General features: G+C 71.9%; 23 protein-coding genes. 10 read left to right on the top strand and 13 right to left on the bottom strand.

Features of this window, described 5'->3' with window-relative positions:
• Window positions 1–345: 345 nt before the first annotated feature.
• The 3 genes from ACGFRB_RS18035 to ACGFRB_RS18045 all read left to right on the top strand — a co-directional run bounded on the left by ACGFRB_RS18035 (window position 346) and on the right by ACGFRB_RS18045 (window position 2,850).
• Window positions 346–1,473: an ABC transporter permease gene (locus ACGFRB_RS18035; RefSeq protein ID WP_393244028.1), complete on the top strand. Its 1,128-nt coding sequence runs from the start codon at window positions 346–348 to the stop codon at window positions 1,471–1,473.
• Window positions 1,470–2,186: an ABC transporter ATP-binding protein gene (locus ACGFRB_RS18040; RefSeq protein ID WP_393244030.1), complete on the top strand. Its 717-nt coding sequence runs from the start codon at window positions 1,470–1,472 to the stop codon at window positions 2,184–2,186. The genes ACGFRB_RS18035 and ACGFRB_RS18040 overlap by 4 nt, the downstream gene beginning before the upstream one ends.
• A gap of 61 nt (window positions 2,187–2,247) precedes the next feature.
• The gene (locus ACGFRB_RS18045) at window positions 2,248–2,850 is read left to right on the top strand and encodes a TetR/AcrR family transcriptional regulator (RefSeq protein ID WP_393244032.1); all 603 of its coding nucleotides are present in this window, start codon (window positions 2,248–2,250) and stop codon (window positions 2,848–2,850) included.
• A 195-nt stretch (window positions 2,851–3,045) separates the two neighbouring features.
• Here ACGFRB_RS18045 and ACGFRB_RS18050 read toward each other — a convergent pair whose 3' ends face one another.
• Window positions 3,046–3,717, bottom strand: coding sequence for an HSP18 transcriptional regulator (locus tag ACGFRB_RS18050; RefSeq protein ID WP_393244034.1), 672 nt, complete (start codon window positions 3,715–3,717; stop codon window positions 3,046–3,048).
• A gap of 127 nt (window positions 3,718–3,844) precedes the next feature.
• Here ACGFRB_RS18050 and ACGFRB_RS18055 point away from each other — a divergent pair, with 127 nt between their 5' ends.
• From ACGFRB_RS18055 to ACGFRB_RS18065, 3 genes are all read left to right on the top strand, one after another.
• Window positions 3,845–4,279 (top strand): Hsp20/alpha crystallin family protein, encoded by a 435-nt coding sequence (locus ACGFRB_RS18055; RefSeq protein WP_363005693.1) that lies wholly within the window; start codon window positions 3,845–3,847, stop codon window positions 4,277–4,279.
• Window positions 4,280–4,380: 101 nt separating this feature from the next.
• Complete coding sequence (locus ACGFRB_RS18060) at window positions 4,381–4,776, top strand: DUF2267 domain-containing protein (RefSeq protein WP_363005695.1); 396 nt, start codon at window positions 4,381–4,383, stop codon at window positions 4,774–4,776.
• A 64-nt stretch (window positions 4,777–4,840) separates the two neighbouring features.
• Window positions 4,841–5,284, top strand: a complete 444-nt coding sequence (locus tag ACGFRB_RS18065; RefSeq protein ID WP_393244036.1) for a DUF2267 domain-containing protein — start codon at window positions 4,841–4,843, stop codon at window positions 5,282–5,284.
• 276 nt (window positions 5,285–5,560) lie between these two features.
• Here ACGFRB_RS18065 and metC read toward each other — a convergent pair whose 3' ends face one another.
• The 7 genes from metC to ACGFRB_RS18100 form a co-directional block, all read right to left on the bottom strand.
• Window positions 5,561–6,757: a cystathionine beta-lyase gene (metC, locus tag ACGFRB_RS18070; RefSeq protein ID WP_363005699.1), complete on the bottom strand. Its 1,197-nt coding sequence runs from the start codon at window positions 6,755–6,757 to the stop codon at window positions 5,561–5,563.
• Window positions 6,754–8,025, bottom strand: a complete 1,272-nt coding sequence (locus tag ACGFRB_RS18075) for an MFS transporter (RefSeq protein ID WP_393244038.1) — start codon at window positions 8,023–8,025, stop codon at window positions 6,754–6,756. Before ACGFRB_RS18075 ends, metC begins: the two co-directional genes overlap by 4 nt.
• Window positions 8,026–8,099: 74 nt before the next feature.
• A complete protein-coding gene (locus ACGFRB_RS18080; RefSeq protein WP_393244040.1) occupies window positions 8,100–9,062 on the bottom strand; it encodes a sulfurtransferase in 963 nt (320 codons plus the stop codon).
• Entirely contained in the window at window positions 9,059–10,285 is a 1,227-nt protein-coding gene (locus ACGFRB_RS18085; protein ID WP_393244042.1) for an acetyl-CoA carboxylase biotin carboxylase subunit family protein, read from the bottom strand. The genes ACGFRB_RS18080 and ACGFRB_RS18085 overlap by 4 nt, the downstream gene beginning before the upstream one ends.
• Window positions 10,286–10,305: 20 nt before the next feature.
• Complete coding sequence (locus ACGFRB_RS18090; protein ID WP_393244044.1) at window positions 10,306–11,502, bottom strand: radical SAM protein; 1,197 nt, start codon at window positions 11,500–11,502, stop codon at window positions 10,306–10,308.
• A 163-nt stretch (window positions 11,503–11,665) separates the two neighbouring features.
• Entirely contained in the window at window positions 11,666–12,838 is a 1,173-nt protein-coding gene (locus ACGFRB_RS18095; RefSeq protein WP_393244046.1) for an ATP-grasp domain-containing protein, read from the bottom strand.
• A 522-nt stretch (window positions 12,839–13,360) separates the two neighbouring features.
• Entirely contained in the window at window positions 13,361–13,579 is a 219-nt protein-coding gene (locus ACGFRB_RS18100; protein WP_393244048.1) for a DUF6243 family protein, read from the bottom strand.
• Window positions 13,580–14,168: 589 nt separating this feature from the next.
• On the opposite strand from ACGFRB_RS18100, the gene ACGFRB_RS18105 reads away from it, so the two are divergent.
• A complete protein-coding gene (locus tag ACGFRB_RS18105; RefSeq protein WP_393244050.1) occupies window positions 14,169–15,686 on the top strand; it encodes an RICIN domain-containing protein in 1,518 nt (505 codons plus the stop codon).
• 90 nt (window positions 15,687–15,776) lie between these two features.
• Here the strand turns inward: ACGFRB_RS18105 and ACGFRB_RS18110 are convergent, their stop codons facing one another.
• Window positions 15,777–16,763, bottom strand: coding sequence for a LysR family transcriptional regulator ArgP (locus tag ACGFRB_RS18110; RefSeq protein WP_393244051.1), 987 nt, complete (start codon window positions 16,761–16,763; stop codon window positions 15,777–15,779).
• Window positions 16,764–16,833: 70 nt separating this feature from the next.
• Between ACGFRB_RS18110 and ACGFRB_RS18115 the strand changes: the two genes are divergently transcribed.
• Window positions 16,834–17,457, top strand: coding sequence for a LysE/ArgO family amino acid transporter (locus ACGFRB_RS18115; RefSeq protein WP_393244052.1), 624 nt, complete (start codon window positions 16,834–16,836; stop codon window positions 17,455–17,457).
• A gap of 195 nt (window positions 17,458–17,652) precedes the next feature.
• Here the strand turns inward: ACGFRB_RS18115 and ACGFRB_RS18120 are convergent, their stop codons facing one another.
• Window positions 17,653–17,775, bottom strand: coding sequence for a hypothetical protein (locus ACGFRB_RS18120; RefSeq protein ID WP_393244054.1), 123 nt, complete (start codon window positions 17,773–17,775; stop codon window positions 17,653–17,655).
• Window positions 17,776–18,033: 258 nt separating this feature from the next.
• Between ACGFRB_RS18120 and ACGFRB_RS18125 the strand changes: the two genes are divergently transcribed.
• Window positions 18,034–18,588 carry a hypothetical protein gene (locus ACGFRB_RS18125; protein ID WP_393244056.1) on the top strand — a complete coding sequence of 185 codons (555 nt, stop codon included), beginning with the start codon at window positions 18,034–18,036 and terminating at the stop codon, window positions 18,586–18,588.
• Here the strand turns inward: ACGFRB_RS18125 and ACGFRB_RS18130 are convergent.
• Window positions 18,533–19,753, bottom strand: coding sequence for a hypothetical protein (locus ACGFRB_RS18130; RefSeq protein ID WP_393244058.1), 1,221 nt, complete (start codon window positions 19,751–19,753; stop codon window positions 18,533–18,535). The two genes, ACGFRB_RS18125 and ACGFRB_RS18130, sit on opposite strands and share 56 nt — an antisense overlap.
• Before the next feature lie 290 nt (window positions 19,754–20,043).
• Here ACGFRB_RS18130 and ACGFRB_RS18135 point away from each other — a divergent pair, with 290 nt between their 5' ends.
• Window positions 20,044–21,420, top strand: a complete 1,377-nt coding sequence (locus ACGFRB_RS18135) for a cation:proton antiporter (RefSeq protein WP_393244060.1) — start codon at window positions 20,044–20,046, stop codon at window positions 21,418–21,420.
• A gap of 99 nt (window positions 21,421–21,519) precedes the next feature.
• On the opposite strand, the gene ACGFRB_RS18140 is transcribed toward ACGFRB_RS18135, so the two are convergent.
• Both ACGFRB_RS18140 and ACGFRB_RS18145 read right to left on the bottom strand, forming a co-directional pair.
• Window positions 21,520–21,924, bottom strand: a complete 405-nt coding sequence (locus ACGFRB_RS18140; RefSeq protein ID WP_393244062.1) for an SHOCT domain-containing protein — start codon at window positions 21,922–21,924, stop codon at window positions 21,520–21,522.
• A gap of 147 nt (window positions 21,925–22,071) precedes the next feature.
• Entirely contained in the window at window positions 22,072–22,848 is a 777-nt protein-coding gene (locus ACGFRB_RS18145; protein WP_393244064.1) for a hypothetical protein, read from the bottom strand.
• Between the last annotated feature and the right edge of the window lie 39 nt (window positions 22,849–22,887).

The following is a 22,887-nucleotide window of genomic DNA, read 5'->3' on the forward strand; positions in this document are numbered from 1 at the left end:
GCTCATGAGCGGATGACGGACCTCTCGACGGCCGCCCGCGCAGCTGCCGCGCGCGTCCCCTACGGAAGTCGCCCTCCGCCCCCTCCGGAAGTCGCCTCCGTCGACTCCGGCACGGTGAGACGACGGCGGCGCGAATCCCCTGCGGATCCAGGTCGCCCAGCCGGGCGAGAGCCTCGTGGAGAGCGGCCGGCGGCACAGACGCGCCACAACGTACCGACAGGCGCGTCCATGGCAGTGGATAAGATACCGACACACGCGTCGTCAAGTTTAGGCAAAGGTCGGCGGGTCCAGTCGTCGTGCCCTCGCCCCCACCCACCGCTCACCGCTCACCGCTCGGAGAACTCCGTGTTCCTTGCCCTACGCGATCTGCGCTTCGCTCGCGGTCGCTTCGCCCTGATGGGTGCGGTGGTCGCGCTCATCGCCGTGCTCGGTGTCCTGCTGTCCGGACTGGCCTCCGGCCTGGCGGACGCCGGCATATCCGGTCTGCGTGCGCTGCCCGTGACCCACATGGCCTTCGACGAGAAGGCGACCAGCGAGCAGTTCTCCCGCTCGACCGTGGAAGAGGAGGACTGGCAGACGTGGTCCAAGGCCCCGGGGGTGAAGCGGGCGGAGCCGTTCGGGAGCACCCTGGCCAATGCCGTGGTGACCCAGGGGGCCAAGAAGGGCGAGCAAGTCAACCTCGCCGTCTTCGGTATGGCGCCGGATTCCCCCCTGGCCCCCAGTCCCGGCGAGGGGAAGGGCCTGGAAGAGGGCGGCGCGGGCATCGTGATCACCCAGGAGATCGCCGACCTGGGCGTGGCGGTCGGGGACGTCCTGACCGCCGACAAGAGCGAGGTGCGGCTGAAGGTCGTGGGCCTCGTGGACGAGGCCGTCTCCTACGGCCACATCGGCGTCGTCTACGCCGACCTCGACACCTGGCGTCACCTCCACTACGGCCTGCCCGGCGACCTGCCCGAGGCAGCGCGCCGGCAGGCCACGGCCGTCGCCCTGACCCTGGAGCCGGGTGCCGCCGTCGCCACCGTGGAGAAGGCGACCGCAACCCGCGCCGACACCAAGGAGAGCACCTTCGGCGCGTCCCCCGGCTACTCGGCCGAGTCGAGCACCATGGCCCTGATCCAGGGCTTCCTCTACGCCATCTCCGCCCTGGTCGTCGGCGCGTTCTTCACCGTCTGGACCGTGCAGCGCAAGGCCGAGATCGCCCTGCTGAAGGCGCTCGGCGCCCCCACCGGATACATCCTGCGCGACGCGCTCGCCCAGGTCGTCGCCGTGCTCGTCGGAGCCACGGCCCTCGGCACCGCCGCCGGCCTGGCCCTGGGCAGCGCGATGATCGGTAAGGCCCCCTTCTCCCTCTCGGCCCCGGCCATCGCCACCTCCGCCGGCCTCCTCATCGTCCTCGGGACCGTGGGCGCCGTCGTCGCCGTCCGCCGCATCACCGCCGTCGACCCCCTGACCGCTCTCGGAGCCGCCCGATGACCACACCCGCCACCGGCCACCGGGCCGCCGCCGACACCAACCGCTCCGGTGGGCTGCGCCTGGACGGCGTGACCCTCACCCTCGGAGACGGCGATACCGCCGTCACCGCCCTCGGCCACGTCGGCCTGACCGTCGCCCCTGGTGAGTTCGTCGCCGTGGTCGGCCCCTCCGGGTCCGGCAAGTCCAGCCTCCTCGCCGTCGCCGGCGGCCTCCAGCGGCCCACCTCGGGCACCGTGCACATCGCCGGCACCGAGCTGACCGCCCTTTCGGACAAGGAACGCACCGCCGCCCGTCTTCGCCACATCGGCTTCGTCTTCCAGCAGTCGAACCTGCTGGCCTCCCTCACCGTCAGGGAACAGCTCCTGCTGCCCCTGCACATCGACGGACGCCTCGACACCAGTGGCCGGGCCCGCGCTGACGAACTCATCGAAGCCGTCGGACTGGCCCACCGCGCCGGCTCCCGTCCACACCAGCTGTCCGGCGGCGAGCGCCAGCGCGCGGGCCTGGCCCGCGCGCTGATGACCTCCCCCGCCGTCCTGCTGGTGGACGAACCCACGTCCGCGCTGGACCGGGTGCGTTCGGCCGAGGCGGTACGGCTGATCGCCGAGCAGACCCACGAACGCGGTACTGCCACGGTCATGGTCACCCATGACACGGCGATAATGGACGCTGCCGACCGGGTGTACGAGATGGTCGACGGCCGCCTGTCCTGACGGTGGCCGCGGGCCGGAATCCCGCTCCCGGCCCCGCCCGCCTTCCAGGAGCCCACGCCGCATGCCGAAGATCAACGCCTCCACCGTCGCCGAGCACCGTGCCCAGCAACGCGAGGCGCTGATCCGGGCAGCGATCGACATCCTGGTCAACGAGGGCGCCGCCGCTGTCACACCGGCGGCGGTCGGCGCCCGCGCGGGCCTGGCCCGCTCAAGCGTCTACCAGTACTTCGACTCCTCGGCAGCCCTCCTGGCCACCATCACGGAAGAAGCCTTCCGCCGCTCCGACGAAGCGCTCAGCCGAGCCCTGGCCGCCGCGAACGGGCCGTTGGAACGCGTCGAGGCGTTCTTCCAAGAAAGCCTCCGCCTCGGTGCCGAGGGCGCACACCAGCCCGCCGTCGCCCTTATGAACGCCGGCCTTCCTCCGGCCTGCCAGCAGAGGCTGATGGAACTCCACCTGGAACAGGTCGAACCGTTCCGCGCCGCCGTCCGGGAGCTCGGCGTTCCCGAGCCCGCGCTCACCGCCGACCTGATCGCCGGAATGCTGCACACCGCACTGGCCGCCGTCGAGAACGGCACCCCTCTCGACACGGTCACACAGCGCACCCTCGCACTCGTGCGCCGCTGCCTCGGCAGCCGTGCCACAACGCGTCGGCAGGAGCGGTGAACAGTCGTCACAGGGGCCCCAGAGGCAGCCGGGACGGATCCACCGGCGAATGTCCCGCAGGTGAGAGGGCATATACACACCCAAGTGCCGGGTGATTCCCACGCGCCTGTGGCGCGGGTTCGATTCCCGCCTTCCGCTCTCGAACGAAGGCCCAGGTCGGCGACCTGGGCCTTCGTCGTTGTCCCGTCTCCTCGGTCAGCCGCCGCGCCGGTCGTGGGTGGCCCGTCGAAGCTGGTCGGTGTGGCGGGTCAGCGCGTCGATGCGCTCGGTGAGGTCGGCGTCCTCGGGGCGCAGGTGGGCCCGGGCGTCGGACAGCGGGCGCACCAGGCGGGCGGCGTCGTTGTCGGCGAGGGCGAGGTTCAGGTCGCCGATGGCGGCTTCGGCGTCGGCCGGCAGGCCGTCGAGAGCGGTGATCTGGCCGGCGAGCCGGCGCAGGCTGGCCGCGTTGTCGCGGGCCCAGGCGTTCACGTCGCGGTCGGCGGCGCGGGTGTCGCGGGTGGCCTGGACTCGTTCTTCTCCGGTACTTCCGGCTCTGCCGGGGCGCAGCCGGAGGTAGCGGCGTTCGGCCGCCTGACGGCTGGCGACCCCGAGGGGCGCGGCGAGGTCGGCCCAGCTGGCTCCCTGTCCACGGGCGGCCTCGATCAGCCCTGTTTCCCAGCCGGCGAGCTGTTCGCGGGCCTCGCGCAGCATCAGCAGGGCGGCCAGGGCCGCATGCGGGCCCTCGCCCGGCGTGGCTGCCGCGCCGCCGGCCGGCTCTCCCCGGTCGAAGGCCTGCTCCGCGTCCTTGACGGCCTCCCTGATGACCTCCAGCGCCGCCGCCGCGGCGAGGAAGGGGGTCTGCGCGGTCGATTCCGCGGGCTCGTCCATGTCCGGCCTCCCGTGTTGTCATCCTTTCGACGACATGAGGTTTGTCATCGTTCCGATGACATGTTACAACGGGAGTACGCCGAAGCGCATTGGCAGTCACTGCCCGAACAACTGGAGGTGTTTCGCGATGTTGATGCGCACTGACCCGTTCCGCGAGATGGACCGGATCGTCCAGCAGCTGGCCGGTACGTCGGGCACATGGTCGAAGCCGTCCGTGATGCCGATGGACGCGTACCGCCAGGGCGACGAGTACGTGATCGCTTTCGACATCCCCGGCGTGAGCGCCGACGCCATCGACATCGACGTCGAGCGGAACATGCTGACCGTGAAGGCCGAACGCCGGCCGGCGGAGAAGTCCGACAGCGTGCAGATGGAACTGTCGGAACGGCCTCTCGGTGTCTTCTCCCGACAGGTCGTGCTGGCCGACACCCTCGACACCGAGCGCATCGAAGCCGACTACGACGCGGGCGTTCTGACCCTGCGGATCCCGATCGCCGAGCGCGCCAAGCCGCGGAAGATCGTCATCAGCGGCGGATCCGACCGCAAGCAGATCTCCGGCTGACCGCTGCGGCACACACCCGCGGAGGGCGGGGCACCGGTTCCCCTCCCGTACCCGCCCTCCGCACCCCGCTTCTCCTCCCCCCTCCCTGGAGGTGACGTGAGATGTCGATGCGCCCGGAAGTCTTCCTGGAGCACGTCAAGGCGCACGGCGAATACCAGACCCGGGAAGCGGCCGACCGCTCGGCCCGGGTGGTCCTCGCCCTGCTGGGTGCGCACCTGGTCGGCCGCGTACGAGCGGAACTCGCCGCCTGCCTCCCCGAGTCCTACGCGCTGATCCTGCTGAACCCCTTGCAGGCCGCGGAACCGCTCTCCCCCGAACGCTTCGTCCGCGCCACCGCCGCCTGGATCGAGGGGGCCACCGAGAAAACGGCCCTGTGGGACATCGGCGCGGTCCTGTCCACCGTGGCCACCGCGGCGGGAGAGGCCCTCACCCGGGAGGCGTTGTTCCAGCTTCCGCCCGGTTACGACCTCCTCTTCGGCCGCCCCGAACACACCTGACCTCCCGCCGGCACCGGCACCGGCCATCCACCGAACCGTCGAAGAGAAAGGCGTCCGCAGCACCATGTCCGACCAGCCTCGGCTCCACCGGCTCCAGAGCGCCATGACGTCCGAGCAGATGCTGGAGCGCGTGCGCCATGAAGGCGCCTACCCCACCCGCGAACGGGCGGAAGAGGCCGTCCACACCGTGCTGGCCGCTCTGGGCCGACAGCTCGTCGGAGACGAGCGGGTCGACCTCGCACAGCGGCTTCCCGTGGAGGCCGCCCTCGTCCTGACCGCTCAGATCCCCGCCGCCGAGCAACTCACCGGATGGGGCTTCGTCAGGGACCTGGCCATCCGCGCCGAGACCACCCCCGCCATCGCCCGCTGGGACACCGGCGCCGTACTCACCGTCGTCGCCCGGCTCGCCGGACCCGACCTTCTCGCCCGAATTCTTCAGCAGCTCCCCGCCGGCTACGCGGTCCTCTTCGGCCAGGCGGAACCGCGCCGGTGTCAGCCCGCCGCGTGACGCGGTGACCGGAAGCGTCGCCTGCACTCACCTTGCCGCGAAGCCCATTTCCGCAGGTCAGCGCTCTTCCGAGAGCCCAAGCGCCGGGTGATTCCCAAGCTCATGGCGCGGATTCGACTCCCGTCGTCCGCTCGTGAGCGAAGGCCCAGGTCAGCGACCTGGGCCTTCGCTCGTCGTTGTCCAGACGGATCAGGGGCCGCGCACCCGCTCCGCCGCCGCCCTCGCCGGCGGACCACCCGGTACGGATCGTCCCGCCCTCAGGGGAGCGAACCGCCCCTACCCACCTCCCAGCAGGGCTTCGAGGCCCGCCTTCAGGTCCTCCTTCAGGTCCTCCAGCCCCTCGAAGCCGACATGCACCCGGACCAGCGGTCCGCGTCCCGCCCAGGTGCCCGGGAGGCGGTGGGAGACCGGGTCGGCGGGCACGATGAGGCTCTCGTAGCCGCCGTAGCTGTGGCCGAGGCCGAAGATCCGCAGCCGGTCGAGCATCGCGTCGACGGCCGGCTTGCCGAGGCCCGGCTCCAGTTCCACCCCGAACAAGCCCGCCGCACCGGTGAAGTCGCGGCGCCACAGGTCGTGGCCCGGGTCCTCGGGCAGCCCCGGGTGCAGAACGGCTGCCACACCGTCCTGCTCGGCCGCCCATCGGGCCAGTTCCAGCCCCTGCTCCTGGTGTCGGCCGAGCCGTACGTTCAAGGTGCGCAACCCGCGCAGGCCCAGGTAGACGTCGTCGGCGCTCGCGCACTGGCCGAGCCGGATGGCCGCGCCCCGGATGACCGGGTAGCTCTCCTTAGTGCAGACGATCGCGCCAAGGATGCTGTCCGCGTGCCCGGTCAGGTACTTGGTCGCGGAGTGCACCACCGCGTCCACGCCCGCGCCCAGCGCCAGCGGCCGGCAGAAGGCGGGCGTGGCCCAGGTGTTGTCCGCGATGGTGACCACCCCCCGGGTCCTGCAGACGGCGGTGATCGCCGGGATGTCCTGCACCTCGAAGGTGGTCGAGCCGGGGGACTCCAGGTAGAGCAGCCGGGTCCGGGGGCGGATCAGCTCCTCGATCTCGGCGCCGCCCGCGCATGGGTCGTAGTACTCGGTCTCCACTCCCAGCGCGGCGAGCGAGTCGCAGAACTTCCGGGTCGGCAGGTAGACGGAGTCGCTGACGAGGATGTGGTCGCCGGCCCGGACGTAGGCGAGGATCGCCGTGGTGATCGCCGAGAGGCCGGAGCAGGTAGCCACCGCCGCGTGGCCGCCCTCCAGTTCGGTCAGCGCCTCCTCGAAGGCGCGGCCGGTGGGGGTGCCGAAGCGGCCGTAGACCGGGGTGCCGCGCTTGAGCGGGTCCGCCTGGGAGGCGTCCAGCTCGGCCGTGTCCTGGTAGAGGGCGGTGGAGGCACGGTGCACGGGCGGGTTGACGTAGCCGCCCTGCCGGCGCGGATCGGAGCCGGCGTGCACGAACCGCGTCTCCCGGGAGGGGGTCGACTCGTTCACCGGGCCACCACCTCTCCGGCACCCGCCGACTCGGCCAACGGTGGTCCGGACAACTGCTGTTCAGGCAGCGTCTGTTCAGGCAGGGGCAGTTCGCGCGCGGCGGGCCGTCGGCCGCCGCCCAGCAGCATGGCGAGCAGCGCCGCGCCCGCGCACTGTGCCGCCACCACCAGCCAGAACGCGCCCAGATCGCCTGCGGCTTCGTAGTGGGCGAAGACGAACCCGCCGACCACACCGGCGAGAAGTCCGCCGATGCCGGCGGTCAGCCGCTGAACGCCGAAGGCGAACGCGGGATTTCCGGGCACGCGGTCGACGAGTTCCAGATCGCAGCGCAGGAAGAGGAAGATCTCGCCGAGGGTGAAGAGGGCGGTGCCACCCAGCAGGGCCGGGGCGCCACCGAGGGACATGGCCGCCATACCGAGAGCCATCACGGCGAACGAACCGACCACCAGCAGGCGGTAGTCGGCGCGCGCGATGCGGTCGGCGAACGCCGGCTGGAGCAGCACGACCATGGTGCAGTTGAGCAGCATCACCCAGCCGAGCGCCTGGATGTTGGACACCCCGGCCGCGTACAGGCCCATGAAGCTCTGGAAGAAGAAGTAGAGGTAGAAGGCGAGGGCGGTGAAGAGGACCGGGCGGAGCGCGCCGCGCAGCGCCGCCCGCTTCCCGGTGCCCGCCTCGGTTCCGGCCGCCTCGGTTCCGGTGCCTGCCGGGGCCGCCGCCGGGGCCGCGGCCGGTCGGCGCGGGGCCGGCTTCAGGGCGGCCTGGTGGGCCGCGGTGATCAGCGCGAAGAGCCCGGCGAGACTGATGAGCAGCAGTACCGGGTCGGCGTCGATCAGCAGCGCGGCAAGCAGCGGCCCGAGCCCCATGCCCGCGTTGAGGGCGGCACTGCTCACCCCGAGGAAGAGCGGGCGCAGCGCGTCCGAGACGCTGGTGACGATGTACGCCTTGTTCGCCGGAAGGTACAGCGCCGGACCGCCCGCCACGAGGACGACGGCCGGGTACGCGATCCAGGGCACTTGGACGGCCAGGCCGAGCAGGACCAGGCCGGCCGTGCGCAGGGTGAGCGCGAGCACCATGGTCCGCTTGAGTCCCAGCCGGTCCACGATCGGGCCGCCGAGGATGCTGCCGCCGAACTGGATGAAGGTGGCCACCGCCACCAGGACGCCGGCCACCCGGATGTCCAGGCCGACAGCCTTGACCATGAGCACCCCGATGAACGGGGTGACCATGTAGCTGCCGAGAGCGACGACGAAAGACAGCCCGATCAAGGCCTTGAGACCGGCCGGCAGACCGGTGAAGGTCCGCCATTTCGCGGTGAGCCCGCCGCGACGCGGCCCCCCGGTCACAGTGAGCCGCTCTCGCCGGCGGCCCCGGCGGTGACCCCGCCGATGGCCTCGCCGGGCGCCTCGCCCGTGGCCACCGGCCGGTCGGAGGGCAGGCCCCACTCGCTCCACGAGCCGTCGTACACGGCGAGGTCGCGGTAGCCGGCCAGGGTGGCGCCGAGGGCGAGGACGCAGGCGGTGACCCCGGAACCGCAGCTGAAGTACAGCCGTTCACGGTCCCCCGCCGCCGCCTCGAACGCCGTGCGCAGCTCGGCGGCCGGCCGCATCACGCCGCCGTCCCGCTGCAGTTCGCCGAAGGGCAGGCTGACCGAGCCGGGCATGTGGCCGCCGCGCAGGCCCGGGCGCGGTTCGGGCGCGGTTCCGGCGTACCGCGCGCGGGTACGGGCGTCGAGGACGGCGGCGGCCGGGTCGGCGAGCGCGGTGGCGACGGCCTCGGCGCCCACGATCAGGCCGGGCCGGAGCCGGGCGGTGAAGGTGCCGCGCGGGCCGTCGTACGCGGCGGGTACGGGCTCGACAGGGTGGCCCGAGGCGGTCCAGGCGGGCAGACCGCCGTCGAGGACGGCGACCCGGTCGAAGCCCATGGCGCGCAGCATCCACCAGGCGCGGGCGCTGGAGTAGACGCCCTGCGCGTCGTAGACGACGACCGTGTCGGTGTCGTGCACACCGAGCGCCCGCAGGGCCTCGGTGAACGCCGGGGCACCGGGCATGGTGTGCGGTACGGCGGAGGTGTGGTCGGACAGTTCCCCGTCGAGGTCGAAGGGCCGGGCCCCGGGGATACGGGCCGACGCGCCCCGGTGGGCGCCGACGGAAGCGTCGAAGAGGACGACGCCCGCCCCGCGCCGCGCCGCCAGCCAGTCGGCGCCGACAAGCGGGCCGGGCAGCCCGGCGGCGGCAGCAGCGGCAGCGGTTGTGGTGGCGGTAGTCGTGGTGGTGGATGCCGTGGTGGATGTGCTGGTGCTCATGCGGTGTCTCCGGAGGAATCGGTGGGCCGCCACCGGGAGTTGTCGGAGAACCAGCCCGCCACGTGTTCGAGATTCGCTGCCACATCCTCCTCCGTGTCCCCGTCGACCACGTAACCAGCCAGGAAAAGACCGGACTTGACCCCGCCGTGGAACTCCTGGCCGGCCGCGCCGGTCAGCATGACCTCGCGGACACACCCGGGCCGCTCGGCGCCGGCCCGGTCCTGCGGCAACTGCTCCAGAACCCCGTTCCGCGGCGGGATGCACAGCGCCCCGGCGGGCCGGTAGGCAGGCGTGCCGAGCGTCGAGGGCAGGCCGCACTCCGCGTACAGCCACTCCTTGTCCAGGTCGATCCCGAACGCGTGCCGGACCATCGCGCTGATCATGCCGCCGCCGGTGCGGCTGGCGATCTCGCAGAAGACCAGCCGGTCGTCGGGCGTGATCCAGAACTCGGCGTGGAAGGCGGTCTGCGGCGGGGTCGGCAGCTCCGCGAGGACCGCGCGCGCCGCCTTGACCAGGCGGTCGTACGACGGGTCGTGCACGGTGAGCGGAAGGTTGGCCACCCAGTCGTTGTCGCGGAAGGACAGGCAGTCGTTGAGGTAACGGAAGGGGTGGACGAAGACCACTTCGCCGCCCGCCACCAATCCGTCCACGTGGTACATCTGGCCGGGCACGAACGCCTCGATCTCGCTGGCCCCCCGCCATGGGCTGGCCAGGTACGCGTCCAGCTCCCCCTCGTCGCGGATAATCGCCGCGCCCAGCGAGCCCGACTCGGACACCGGCTTGATCACGACCGGGTAGCCGTGTTCGGCGACGAAGTCGATCGCGGTGTACGCCGAGTCGAGCCGCCGGTAGGCGGGGACGTCGACGGGACCGCCCGCGAGGTGGTCCTTCATGACCACCTTGTCGCGGAAGGCGAGCGCGCTCGCGGTGTGCTGGCCCGGCAGGCCGAGCAACTCCCGCAGTTGGGCGGCCCGTACGACATCGGCCTCGGCACGGGCGAAGACCGCGTCGACCGCGAATTCGCGCGCCAGACGCAGCGCGGTCTTCTCGACCAGCTGGTTGGTGTCGTACGCGTCGAAGGCGTGCACGTGCGGGAGATGGGAGTAGCCCGCCGCGTACTCCGCCGCGGTCACGATGACCGGGACGATCCCCGAACCGGCCAGCCACTGGTCGTACGGGGTCTTGGCGTAGGGCGTCTTGGCGAAGACGAGGACATGGCGCATCGCGGCGGTCTTCCTCTCGGTCAGGACTGCGAGTCGACAAGGAGCGGCAGCCGGCGCCGCTCGGGGACGCGGGAGATCAGGCCGAGCTCCTCGGACAGTTCGGTGGCGAAGCAGCCGTCCTTGTACGTCCCGGAGAGCCGCTTGGCGGTGAAAGCCTCGATCTCGTCGTGGTCGAACTCGACGTCGTACGCGGCGTACTCGCCCCCCTCGCCGGTGGTGACCGTACGGACCAGGATCCCCAGGTGCGGTTCGAAGGTGTTGACGCAGCCGACGATGTCGCCGATCTTCTCGCGGCGGCCTTCGGGGCCGTCGGAGAGGACTTCCTCCTGCGTGGGGATGGCGGCGAACAGCTGGCGGCCGGCCCGGCACCAGCCGACATGGCCCGGGAAGCCCATGGCCTTGATGCCGTAGGTGCCGAAGTCCTCGCTGACGCCGAGCTGGAAGCCGAGCGGGATCGTCTCGTGGACCCACTTGAAGTCGAGGTACGCCTGCTCGATCTCCTCGCGGGAGAGGCGCAGTTCGGGGTGGCGACCGCCGTGGTCGGTGAAGTTGTTGAACCGGACGGTGGCCACGCCCAGCTTGTTGAAGTAGCGGGCGTAGCGCTCCAGGGAGGTGCGGCCGTGGTTGTGCCGACCGAGGGTGACGCCGATGTTGACGCGGAAGGCGTCTTCGGGGTCGACGCCCTTGTTGTACTCGGCGATGCGGCGCAGCACTTCCTCGGTGTCCGCGCCGGAGAAGACGCCCTTGATGGGGTACGTCTTGTGGTCGACGACGTTGAGGTCTTCGTCGATCACCCCGTGGTAGGTGATCGAGACGGTGCCGTAGCCGTTCTTGACGGCGAGGTCGAGAAGCTCGGTCCAGTTGTCGGCGAGCAGCGGACGGCCGCTGGTCCAAGCGTCGCCCTTCTCCATCGTCTCGGTGGGCTTGTGGTCGGACTCCTGCCGGAATTCACGGTTGTTGGCCGGCCCGTAGATCCGCATGAACTCGCCGTCGTAGGCGAAGCTGTCCACGTAGCGGGGGTAGACGTGGTAGCCGTGCGACTGGAGGCCCTCCAGGATGCGGGGGCCCTCCTCCATGGCGAAGGACTTGTCGTAGACCTTCTCGTAGTTGACGAACCAGCAGTGGGTGCACTTCTGGCCGCAGGTGTTCTTTCCGACCTTGGTGTCGAGGTCCAGGTAGATGTGGATGTCCTCGGGCTTGATGTCCTTGAAGGGCATCGAGAACGGGGCATCGCCATGGAAATCATAAGAAATGGGAGCGTTCTGGATAGACATGTATCCCCCGTGACGTGGTCAAGGAACAAATGAGAGGTACGCGAGGTGTGTGGTGTGCCGTGCGTGGTCCGTGGTGCGTGGATCGGCGTTCCGAACGGTGTTCGCTTCAGAGGGTCGGATCGGGAACGGTGACGACCACCGGGTGACCGATCAGTTCCTCGACGGCCGCCACGCACGCGTGGGTGTCCGCCGCGGTCAGGACGGCCATGCCGAGCCGGTCCGAGGAGGAGCGCAGGGGAGGGACCCGGTCTCCGGGGTGGACGGAGAGGTCCCAGGCGTGGATCCGCCCGTGGGCGAGGGTGGGCGGCGGCGCGACGGCCGTCACCCGCCCGGGCGCGGCGGTGAGGAAGACGGTGGCGGCCGCGGCCGCCGTGGCGGGGCCTCGGCCGACCGTCGCACCGACCGCCCAGCCGAGGGCGGCGCACCGCCATTCGACCCCGGTGGTGAGGCGAACCAGGTCCGCGATGCCGTCGCCGCCGAGCCGGGTGTGCGTCTCGATCACGACGACCTTGTCCCCGTCGACCATGACCTCGGTGTGGCTGGGGCCGTCGGTGATACCGATGGCGTCGAGCAGCTCGCCGACCGCCCGGGCGACCAGCTCCTGACGGCGCGGGTCCAGGGAGGGCGGCGGCATCATGTGGCTGACCTCGATGAACCCGTCCGTGGTGCCCTTCTCGGCGATGCCGAGGACGGTGTGCCGGCCACCCGCCGAGAGTGCCTCGACGCTGAACTCCCGTCCCTCGGCGAACTGTTCGAGCAGGGTGGCGGCCGTGCGGCGGTCCGCGGGGAGGTCGTCGATGCCCTCCACCAGGGCGATGGAGGTGCTGCCGACCCCGTCGACCGGTTTGGCCACCGCCCGCCCGTAGGCGGCGAACAGGCGCGCCACCGCCTCCGGGTCGTCGCCCGCCGCGAAGGCCGGGTTCAGGTGCGGGGCCTCGCGCTCCAGGATGCGCCGCATCGCCAGCTTGTCACGGGTGGCCCGTACGACGGCCGGATCGACGCCGGCGACGCCGAGCCGGCGGGCGGCCAGCGCGGCCGGCTCAAGGCCGAGTTCGGTGAGCGAGACGACGGCGGTGGGGGCCAGGGGCCGCAGGACCTCGTCGGTGAAGGCGAGGAAGGCGGGCAGGTCCAGGAAGTCGGCGGTGAGGACGCGGCTGCCGGGGTCGAGGGCGGGCGCGCCGGGCAGCTGTACGTGGACCAGCTCGACGGGCAGGGCCGCCGCCGCCCGGGCCACCGTCGGATTCGCGCCGACGATCACCAGGGTCGTCGCACCGTCCACGTCCGTCGTCCGGACCCGCCGCGATCCATCCGCCGCCGCCACTGCGCCCACTTCCCCCACCCCCTCGCCGACCACTCGTTCGACTGGACGGCGAGCACAAGATCGCAAGCCTGATCAGCAACTGTCAACCATTGAGCCAGCGGCCGGAATTCGGCGTTTCGAGCGACTCGGCCCCCTCTTCACCCCGTGACACGCGGGCCCGCTCAAGGAGTCGCACGGCTGGGAGAACCCCCGCACTCGGTCGACGCGCGAACGCCGCCCGGCTGCATAGTTTCAGCCAACTTTCCGGCCGCTGAGACACATTCCGTTCACAAGGCCGCAGATCACTTACCAGCCAGTAGATATTTTCGGCCACTGCGGCGGTCCGGCGGGCCGCACGGCGAAAAATGGCGTGGGATGAGGTTCGTTTCGAGGGAAAGTCGTGAGTGGGCGGCACCCAGACCACGACAGCACAGGGCCCGGACCGCGCGTCGCGCGGTCCGGGCCCTGGCCTGCACGGTGCCGCCCCTCGGCGGCGGTACGTCAGCTCTCCGCGGTGTCGTCGTCCGCCTGCCCGGCGTCCCCGGCGGCGCCGCTCGTCTTCTCCCGCATCTTGCGCAGCAGCTCCGCCTTCTGGTCGGCGGCGTTTTGGCGGTCCAGGTTGCGGTGCGGACCGTTGTTCTGCCGCTCGGCGCGGGACTGCCGCTTGCGCTGGCCGCCACCCTGGCCCACGGGGTTGTTGATGTTCTTGCTGTCGGTCACGGGTTCTCCCGGTGCTGAAGTGAGGTGATCTGCGGATTCATCGGCGGAGTCGACGGGGCGCGGCGGCGTCGGGGACGCCGGCGGGGACCCGTCGCGCTCTCACTCGGGAATCGGCGGCTGGAAGAACATGACAACGACGGTACCCGGTTCCGCCTGCTTCCGGACACCGGCTTGTCGCCGGTCACCGCCCGTGACGGACCGGCTTCGGTGCCGGGGGAGGCGTCGCCCCCATCGGCGCTGTGACCGGGTCCTGGGCCCCGGACCCCCCGAGCCGACGTCGCCGTCCCGCCGGACCGCCGGACCGCCGTCCCGCCGCCCGAGGACGCGGACGCCGTCCTTCCCTCACTTGCTTCCACGCGCCCCTCCGTGCTCTCGCGTGCGCCCTGTCGTGGGGTGCCCCCGCTGCCGATCATGGGGCGCCGGGGTCGATATGCGGTGAACGTCGCAGGTACGAGGGGGCGTTGAGGCATTCCGCTTCGCCTTCACCACACCGCTGCCGTCGCCGTCGCCCGCCCCCGGAACCCGTCACGTTCCCAGAAGGGCACCGGAAATGACCCTCAGAGTGCGCATATCGCGCCCAGTCGCCGCCTTGGCCATGGCCTTGTTCATCGCCCTGGCCCTCGTCCCGCTCACCGCCACCGCCGCGAAGGCCGCGAGCCCGTTCTGCCTGAGCGGTTCGTTCAGCTACGAGTTCCGGTCGGCCGAGGGCGGAACGGACAAGCCCACCGTCGTCAATCCGGTCCGGACCGCCAACGTCGAACTGTGGGGCATCGAGAAGAGTGGCGACCAGCCGCGCTACCTCGGCGGTTCTGGACTCACGTCGTACAACGGGTCCTACGATCTGTGCTCCACCAACACCACGGTCACCACGATGAGTTCGCTCTGGGTGACCGTGTGGGCGGAGAACCGCAGGCTGTGGCGCGTGCTCGACGGAGCCGGCCAGTACGTCAGCATGCGGTCGACGACCCTGAACGACATCGGCCCGGGCTTCTGGGGAGTGAGCGACACCAAGGCCACGGGGGCCGCCGGCCGGGGCTGGCACGCCTTCGACACCCTCAACCTCGCATGGTGGAATCGCTCGAACCCGACGAGCGACTGCTGGACCACCCTCGAACCGGACAGCAACGCCTGCACCAGGCTCACCATCAACACGGCCGAGGGGGACAGCAACGCCCACTACAGTCCCAGCAGCAACGCCATATACCTCACCGGCGACGCCGCCGACTCCGAGCACACCATCCTGCACGAGGCCGGCCACTTCCTCCACCACCGGCTCAACAACGGAGTGTGGCCGGACATCAACAACTGTCAAGAGCACTACATCCAGTTGGCGAGTTCCGAGACCTGCGCGTGGGCCGAGGGCTTCGCCGACGCCACGGCGGCTCAGCTGCTCGGCGACTACCGCTACGTATGGGGCAATGGCGCGAGCCGCATGCTGCAGTACAGCGAGGGATGGCAGGTCGGCGACAAGGTTCAGGGCAACGTGGCCGCTTCGCTGCGCAACCTCTGGCGTTACACCGACGGCGGCTGGGCCCGGACCCTCGCCGCGATGACCGCGCACCGGCCGACCACGTTCAACCAGTACTTCAACGCCGCCCGCCCGGCGGCGAATCCGCCGCTGCCCACCACCGGTGAGGCACTCTCGCTGCTGTACCGCAGCGCCATCGACTACGGTCCCGGCATCACCGGCGACGGCCAGTGGCACGGCCTGACCAACGGCGGCGGCCTGGGGCTGCGACGCGTCGGGGTGTGTACGACGGCCACCAGCGTGGATGTGCGGATCGACCACTTCAGCCCCGCCAACGCGGGATCACTCTGGAAGGCCGAGGCGAACGCGGACGGCACGGTACGGCTGTCCGACAACTGCCCCCAGTCCCTGGCCCTCACCGCCCCCGCCGCCACGGGTGGCACGGTGACCGTCAAGCCCTTCGACCCGGCCAACGCCGCCCAGAAGTGGACGATCGCCAAGAGCAACGGCACGCTGCGGTTCACCAACCCGGCCACCGGACTGGTCCTCGACACCCCGGCCATCGACCCGTACACCACGGCGGTCGCGAAGACGCCGAGCGGCGCCAACTCCCAGTCCTGGGTGCCCTACTCCGGCTGACCGTGTCCGCCGTCCCCGTCGGACCCACCGGACGGACCCACCAGACCCTCCGGACGGACCCACCGGACGGACCCGCCCGCCGGGCCCGCCTCACGGCGACTCGTGCACCGGGCGCGCCTCGGGGACGGCACCGCGAGAGTCGCGGCGGGCGCCCGGGGCCCCGCGTCCGCCGCCCCGCCCCGGGGGCAGCAGGGCCTCGGCGGCAACCGCCGCGACCGCCTCCGCGACCGCCGACAGGGCGGGCGAGTCGAGTTTCCACTGCTGCCAGAAGAGCGGGACGTCCAGGGGCCGGCCGGCGGCGAGTTCCACCAGGCGGCCGGTGCGCAGGAGCGGCGCGGCCTGGGGTTCGGGAACCAGGCCCCAGCCGAGCCCCGCTGCCACCGCGTCCCGGAACGCGTCCGAGGCCGGCACCATGTGCCGGATCCGCCCGGCCCCCGAACGGCCCCGGGTCAAGGAGCGGACGAAGGTGTCCTGGAGTTCGTCGCGCCGGTCGAAGACCACGGTGGGGGCCTCACTCAGGTCCTCGGCCAGGGAACCGGTCAGGTACCGGGCCGCGAACTTGGGTGTGGCCACGGCCAGATAGCGGGCGAGCCCCAGCATCCGTACGGTGCAGCCGGCCACCGGATCGGGCGAGGAGGTGACGGCCGCCATCACCCGCCCCTGCCGCAGCAGCGTGGTGGTGTGGGACTCGTCCTCCCGGTAGAGCTCGAAGCAGACCGGCCGCTCCTCGGGCACCCGGGTGAGCGCGGGCAGGAACCAGGTGGCCAGGGAGTCCGCGTTGACCGCCACCGGGATCCGCGCGGGGCCCCGCTCCGCCGCGAGACCCAGCTCGGCGAGGGCGTCCCGCTCCAGCCGGGCCAGCTGCCGGGCGAACCGCAGCACCACCTCGCCGGACTCGGTGGCCCGTACCGGCTTCGTACGCATCAGCAGAACCCGCCCCGTGCGCTGCTCCAGGGCCTTGATCCGCTGGCTGACGGCGGACGGGGTCACGTGCAGGGCGGCGGCCGCGGCGTCGAAACTGCCCTCGTCGACCACCGCGAGCAGGGTCCTGACCTGGTCCAGGGGAAGCTCGTCCATAAGTGCGGCTAAGGGTACGTAAGAATCCTTAGCTGTACTCATCCACGGGGTGGTCCGTACGGTCGAAGACATGATCAGCAGCATCGCCGCCGCCGTCCTCGCCGGGTTCGGTACGGGTCTCTCCCTCATCGTGGCCATCGGAGCCCAGAACGCCTTCGTCCTGCGCCAGGGCGTCCGCCGCCACGCCGTCCTCGCGGTCGTCGCCCTCTGCGCCGTCTCGGACGCGGTGCTGATCGCGCTCGGTGTCGCCGGGGTGGGCGCGGTGGTCACGGCCTGGCCGGCGGCGCTGACCGCGGTCGGTCTCGCGGGTGGGGCGTTCCTGCTCTGCTACGGATTCCTCGCCGCCCGGCGGGTGCTGCGGCCGGATCCGGCGGCGGCACTCTCGGCCGGCGGCCCGGACGCGGGATCCGCCCGGCGCGCGGTCCTGACCTGCCTGGCCATGACCTGGCTGAACCCGCACGTGTACCTGGACACGGTCCTCCTGCTGGGCTCGCTCGCCTCGGACCGCGGCGACCTGCGCTGGGCCTTCGGCGCGGGCGCCGCCCTGGCCAGCCTGGGCTGGTTCTTCGCCCTGGGCTTCGGCGCCCGCCTGCTGTCCGGCGTCCTGGCACGGCCCAGGGCCTGGCGGGTCCTGGACGGGCTGGTCGCCGCGACCATGCTGACGATGGGCGCGACGCTGGTCGCGCGGGCGTAGACCGTCCACGGTCGCGGACCGCCCCAAGCGGCCGAGCCTTGGATCATCGGGCCCAAGCCGCCGAGCCTCGGGTCATCGGACCCAAGCCGCCGAGCCTCGGGTCATCGGCCCGGGGCTTTCGTGGTGCCGGTGTCGCGGGCGGCGCAGCGTGAAGATCACCGCGGTGGCGGTCGGCGATCCGGGTGCCGTCGTGGATCACCCCGTGTACGCCTGCTCCGGGCCGAGCCGGTGCCGTGGTGCCGTCCGCGCCCGGCCGGAGGGCCGGGTGCGGAAGAAGGCCAGGCACAGCTCGCTGGAGGCGCCGAACAGGCGCGCCACAAGAGTCCGCGCAGGATCGCGTTCACCGGCGCTTTCCCCGTGGGCGAGACAGGGAAGACGTGAAGGCCGAACTGGCTGGGATCTTCCGGTAGATGGCCCTCAGAATCTCTCGTCGTCAAACGGACGCACGGCACGCGGCAGCCACGAGAAGATGTGACGTACACACATCAACAGGAGGCAACGCCCGTGGAAAAGACCGCCGTCCGTCCTGTCTTCAGGACCCGACAGGAGCAACTCCGCAACGGTGGCCGGGGGGCAGTGATCGGGACGGCCTTCGGCGCGATGTGGTTCGTCCTGGCCCAGTCCGCCGTCCACGGGGCGGCCCGCCCGGTCGTCCTCGGCGCCGGCCTGCTGCTGTTCGCCGCGAGCGCGGCCGCCGTGGTCCGTCTCTTCGTCCTGGCCCGGCGCACCCCCGCGACGGAGAAGGGCGCGCCGGTGCCCCCGGGCGGCGGCGGTCCGAAGTTCCTCACCGTCGTCCTGGTCGAGGCGGTCGTCCTCGGCGTCGGCAACAACTACGTGCGCACCAGCCTGCACCGCCCGGAGCTGATGCTGACCTGGTCCGCGCTGGTGGTCGGCGCGCACTTCTTCCCGATGGCCCGGAGCCTGCGCGCCCCGATGCTGCGATGGGTCGGTGCCGCGATGCTGGCCACCGTCGGCCTCGCGGCGCTGGCCACGCTGCTGCCGGGGGCGACCGAGGACGTCTGGCAGTCCGTGCCGGGCATCGGCTGCGCGGCCGTGCTGTGGGCGGGGGCGGCGTTCACCGGGCTCCGGGCGGGGCGGGGCGGCGGCCATCGGCCGCGAGGAGGGCGATGATCGCGAGCGCCGCCAGGAGGATCAGGACCAGGAGCAGCACCGTGAGGACCGTGGGGTGGTTCCAGAGAGCGAAGACGAGAGCGACGACGAGGACGACGCCCAGGGTCAGCCAACGGCGGTGGTCCCGGGTCCAGGTGCCCGCGGGGCCGGTGGTGACGCCATGGCCGCCCCACCAGCCGGCCGCGGAGTCGGCGGCGCGTTCAAAGACGGAGCGGGTGGCGGTCGCCAGGCGCCCGGGGCCCGTGAAATAGGCGCCGAGGGCGAGGACCACACCGAGCACGATCGCGGTGCGCAGCGCGACCCGCAGGAAGCGCACCAGGTCGTCGAAGGCGGCCGCCGCGGCCGCCTTCGAATGGACCTCGGGCGGGAGGTGGTCGAGGTAGGAGCGGCGGGCCACGACGAGGACGAGAGCCACGACCAGGCACGCGAAGGCCGCGCCCAGCGCCGTACGGGCCAGGGCGCGTCGGCGCCGGTGGGCGAGGACGACACCCGCCGCGGCGAGCAGCACGGTGAGCACGGGCAGCCAGTTGCCCAGCGCGTCGAGGGCGCGGGCGGCGCCCTGGAGCTTCTTCAGCTGGTCGGAGTGGAACAGGACCAGCTGCTTCTTGACCTCGGGGATCTTCGCCGCCGGTTGCAGTCCGGCGTCCACCAGGTCCTTCTTGACCTGGTCCACGGCGGCGCCGAGGTCGAGGGTGACCGTGCCCTGCGCGACGTCGAGCGCGCCGCGGCCCTTGCCGGTCAGGGCGTGCACCACGGCCGTGTGGGCGGCGCGGTTGGCGGTGACCCACACCTTCTCGAACCGGTCGCTCCGCACGAACCGGGTCGCCACCTTGTCGGCGGCCCCGTTCACGGCGGCGTCCAGCTGCGGGGCGAGGCCCTTGACCGCGTCGGCCGCGCGCGGCGGCAGGCCCTGGGACCGCAGCCAGGCCGCGATCTCGGCGGTGACCTGCTTGCCGTCGACCCGTACGTCCACCGCGTGCACGATCCGGTCGTGGGCCGCCGCCTCGATCGCCGGGTCGGAGGCGAGCGGCTTCATCGTGGCGACGTAACGGTCGGTGTCGAGGACGATGTCGTGCACCCACACCGTGAGCACGCTGACGGGCACCAGGACGCACGCGAGGACGATCAGCACCGCCGACGACACACTCCGCAGCGTCCTCGCCATCCGTCCTCCGTCCGACCTGCTTCGTGCTCCGTGCTCCGTGCTTCGTGCTCCGTGCTTCGTGCTCCGCACTCGCCCCTCAGCGGACGGTCCTCGCCGGCCGGGGTGGCCGGGGCCCGCCCCGCCGCGTTCCCGCCCGGCTCATGTCCATTTCCGTCCACGCGCGGGCGTACGGCATCCCGGCCTGGGCCGTTCGGAGCCCACGCCCCCACAGCGCGATGACGGCGGGTGGCGCCGCGGGTACGCGCGCGTGGCGGGCCCGGGTGGCGCGTGTTCCTCTGGAGGCGAGTGAGGTGAGCGATGCGGACGGACGCGGCGGGGCGATGAGCGCCGGCGGCGGGTGGGCGGTCGCGGCCGTGGCCGCCGTGACGGCCGGATACGCCCTGGTGTCCCGGCGCCTCGCGACCACCGTCGTGTCGGCGCCGATGGTGTTCACCGCCTTCGGCGTGGCCATCGGTCCGGCCGGGCTCGGCCTGATCAGCCTGGACCACGACGCGGGCGCGATCCTCACCCTGGTGGAGGGCACCCTGACGCTGGTCCTGCTGACCGACGCGATGTCCGTACGACGCCGGGATCTGCGGGCCGGCGGCTTTCTGCCCGGCCGGCTGCTCGGCATCGCCCTGCCGCTGACCCTCGCGGCCGGCTGGCTGCTCGCCTGGCCCCTGCTGCCCGGTCTGACCCTGTGGGAACTCGCCCTGGTCGCCGCGGTCCTCGCCCCGACGGACGCGGCGCTCGGCGAGTCGGCGGTGGCCGGTCCCGGGGTCCCGCCGCTGGTCCGGGGCGGACTCAAGGTCGAGAGCGGTCTGAACGACGGGCTGGTGCTGCCGTTCTTCGTGGTCTTCCTCGCGGCGATCCCCGGAACGGCGGCCTCGGCGGAGGGGATCGCGGGCACGTTCTGGCGTTCGCTCGTCCTCAGTACGGCTCTGGGGCTGGCCATCGGCGGGTCCGGCGGGTGGCTGCTGTCCGCCTCGCGCGCACGGGGCTGGGTCACCGAGGAGTGGCGGCAGGTGTTCGTCCTGGCCGTCGCAGCCGGCTCGTACGCGCTGGCGACCGTCATCGACGGCAGCGGGTTCATCGCGGCCTGGGTGGCCGGGTTCGCCCTCGGGACCGCGCTGCGGCGGGGCGCGCGAGCGGCCGTGGTGAAGGCGGCGGCGGGCGGCCGGACGGCGGGGACGGGACCGGAATCGGTCGACAACGGCGACGACACCGCCCGTCCCGCCGCGCGGCTCGGCGACTTCCTCGCGGCGCTGAGCTTCCTGGTCTTCGGGGCCGTCCTGCTCGGTCCGCAGCTCCAGCACCTCGACTGGCGGATCGCGGTCTACGCCGTACTGAGTCTCACCGTGGTCCGGATGCTGCCCGTGGCGCTCTCCCTGGCCGGGACCGGCCTCGCCCTCCCCACGGTCCTGTTCGCCGGGTGGTTCGGGCCGCGCGGGCTCGCCTCGGTCGTCTTCGGGCTCCTCGTGGTGGAGGAGCACGTACCCGGCACCGCCCTCATCGGCCGCGCGGTCGCCCTGACCATCGGCCTGAGCATCCTGCTGCACGGTCTGACGGCCCACTTCCTCGCCGACCGGTACGGGGCCTGGCACCGGGCCGCCTCGGCCCGGCGGCCCGGGATGCGCGAAGGCCCGCCCGCCGACCCGGCCGGTGCGGGACCCGGGACCGGGACGTGACCTCCCCCGGCCCCGGCCCCGGCCCTGACCCCGGCGGCCCCGGCCCCGTACCGAGCCCGGGTCCGGGTCCGGGTCCGGGACCGGGACCGGGTCCGCCCGTCAGCTCGCGAGCACCTTCTCCTTCGCCCGCTGATACTCCTCGTCCGTGAGATGCCCATGCGACTTCAGCTCGGCCAGCTTCGACAGCTGGTCGGCGTGCCCGCCGCCGCCGGACAGCCCGGACGGGGTCGCGGCGGCCCGGATGTACTCCTGGAACTCCTTCTCGTTGGCCTGGGCCCGCCTCAGTTCGCGTGTGCCCATGCCCTTGCCGCGGGCCAGGAGGTAGACGAAGCAGCCGAGGAACGGCAGCAGGACGACCAGCACGGCCCATCCGGCCTTGGCCCAGCCGTTCAGATCGTCGTCGCGGACGATGTCGCCGATGATCCGGAAGAGCAGCATGAACCACAGGACCCAGAGGAAGATCCACATGATGGTCCAGAAGGCGTTCAACAGTGGATAGTCCACGGTCTCTCTCCTCTCGCGACCCCGTGCGCCGCGTCACTCACCGACGCGCACGGCTGCCCGGCCCCCCTCCTCCCCCAGTCTGCGACCGGAACCGGGCCGCCGCATCACCCGTGGGAACGGCGGCCATCGGACCTGTGAAACCGCAGGTCATCCGTGGACAGCGGTACGAAATTCGCTGACCGTCATGACCTTCGACTGGGGCGGCATGGTGATCGAGAAGGACTTGCCGAAGGAGTCGTACGTCGTCGTGCTCGTGCGGCCGCCGCGCGACGAGTCGAGGCGGAGGATGTTGAGGCCCCCGATGTAGTAGACCTCCTGGGTCTCGCCGTTGCCGCCCTCGTAGGCCTCCGCGTCCCGGCCGCCCACGGTGCGGTCCTTGTCCTTGGCCCGCTGGACGGACTCGGGGATCAGGTAGTAGATCTCGCAGCCCGAGTTCAAGACGGTGGAGACGTACCGGTCCTTGAGGTGGTCGGGGACCTTGACGGACTGGCCGCGTTCGTTCAGCGCGGCGGCGAACAGCGGAGCGCTGGTGTAGGAGGTGCCCTTGTCGCAGTAGACGTCGCCGGACTGGGAACCGGTGACCCGCATGTGGAATCCGTCGGCCGGGTCCGACCACATCTCCTGCCTGGCGCCCGAGAAGGCCGTGGTGCCGCCCGAGGCATGCCAGGACTCGCGCGTCATGTGGCTGTTGGTGGACGTGATCATGAAGTCCGGCTCCGTCGACGACGCGGATCCCGGACCGCCGGCGGAGCCGCCCCCCGACGTACCTCCGCCCGAGATCCCACCGCCCGAGATCCCTGCGGTCGTCGGGTCGGCGGACACCGACCGTTCTTCCTGCTGACCTGCGCACCCCGTCAGGGCCAGCGTCGCGGCGAGCAGGGTCAGTACCGCGGTGGACCGGGGAAGAACGCGCGTGTCACGCATGGAACACCTCTCCTGGGGATCGGGGTTGGCCCCTTCACC

Origin of the sequence: Streptomyces sp. NPDC048718 (assembly GCF_043198875.1) — a bacterium.
In the GTDB taxonomy this organism is placed as follows: Bacteria; Actinomycetota; Actinomycetes; order Streptomycetales; family Streptomycetaceae; genus Streptomyces.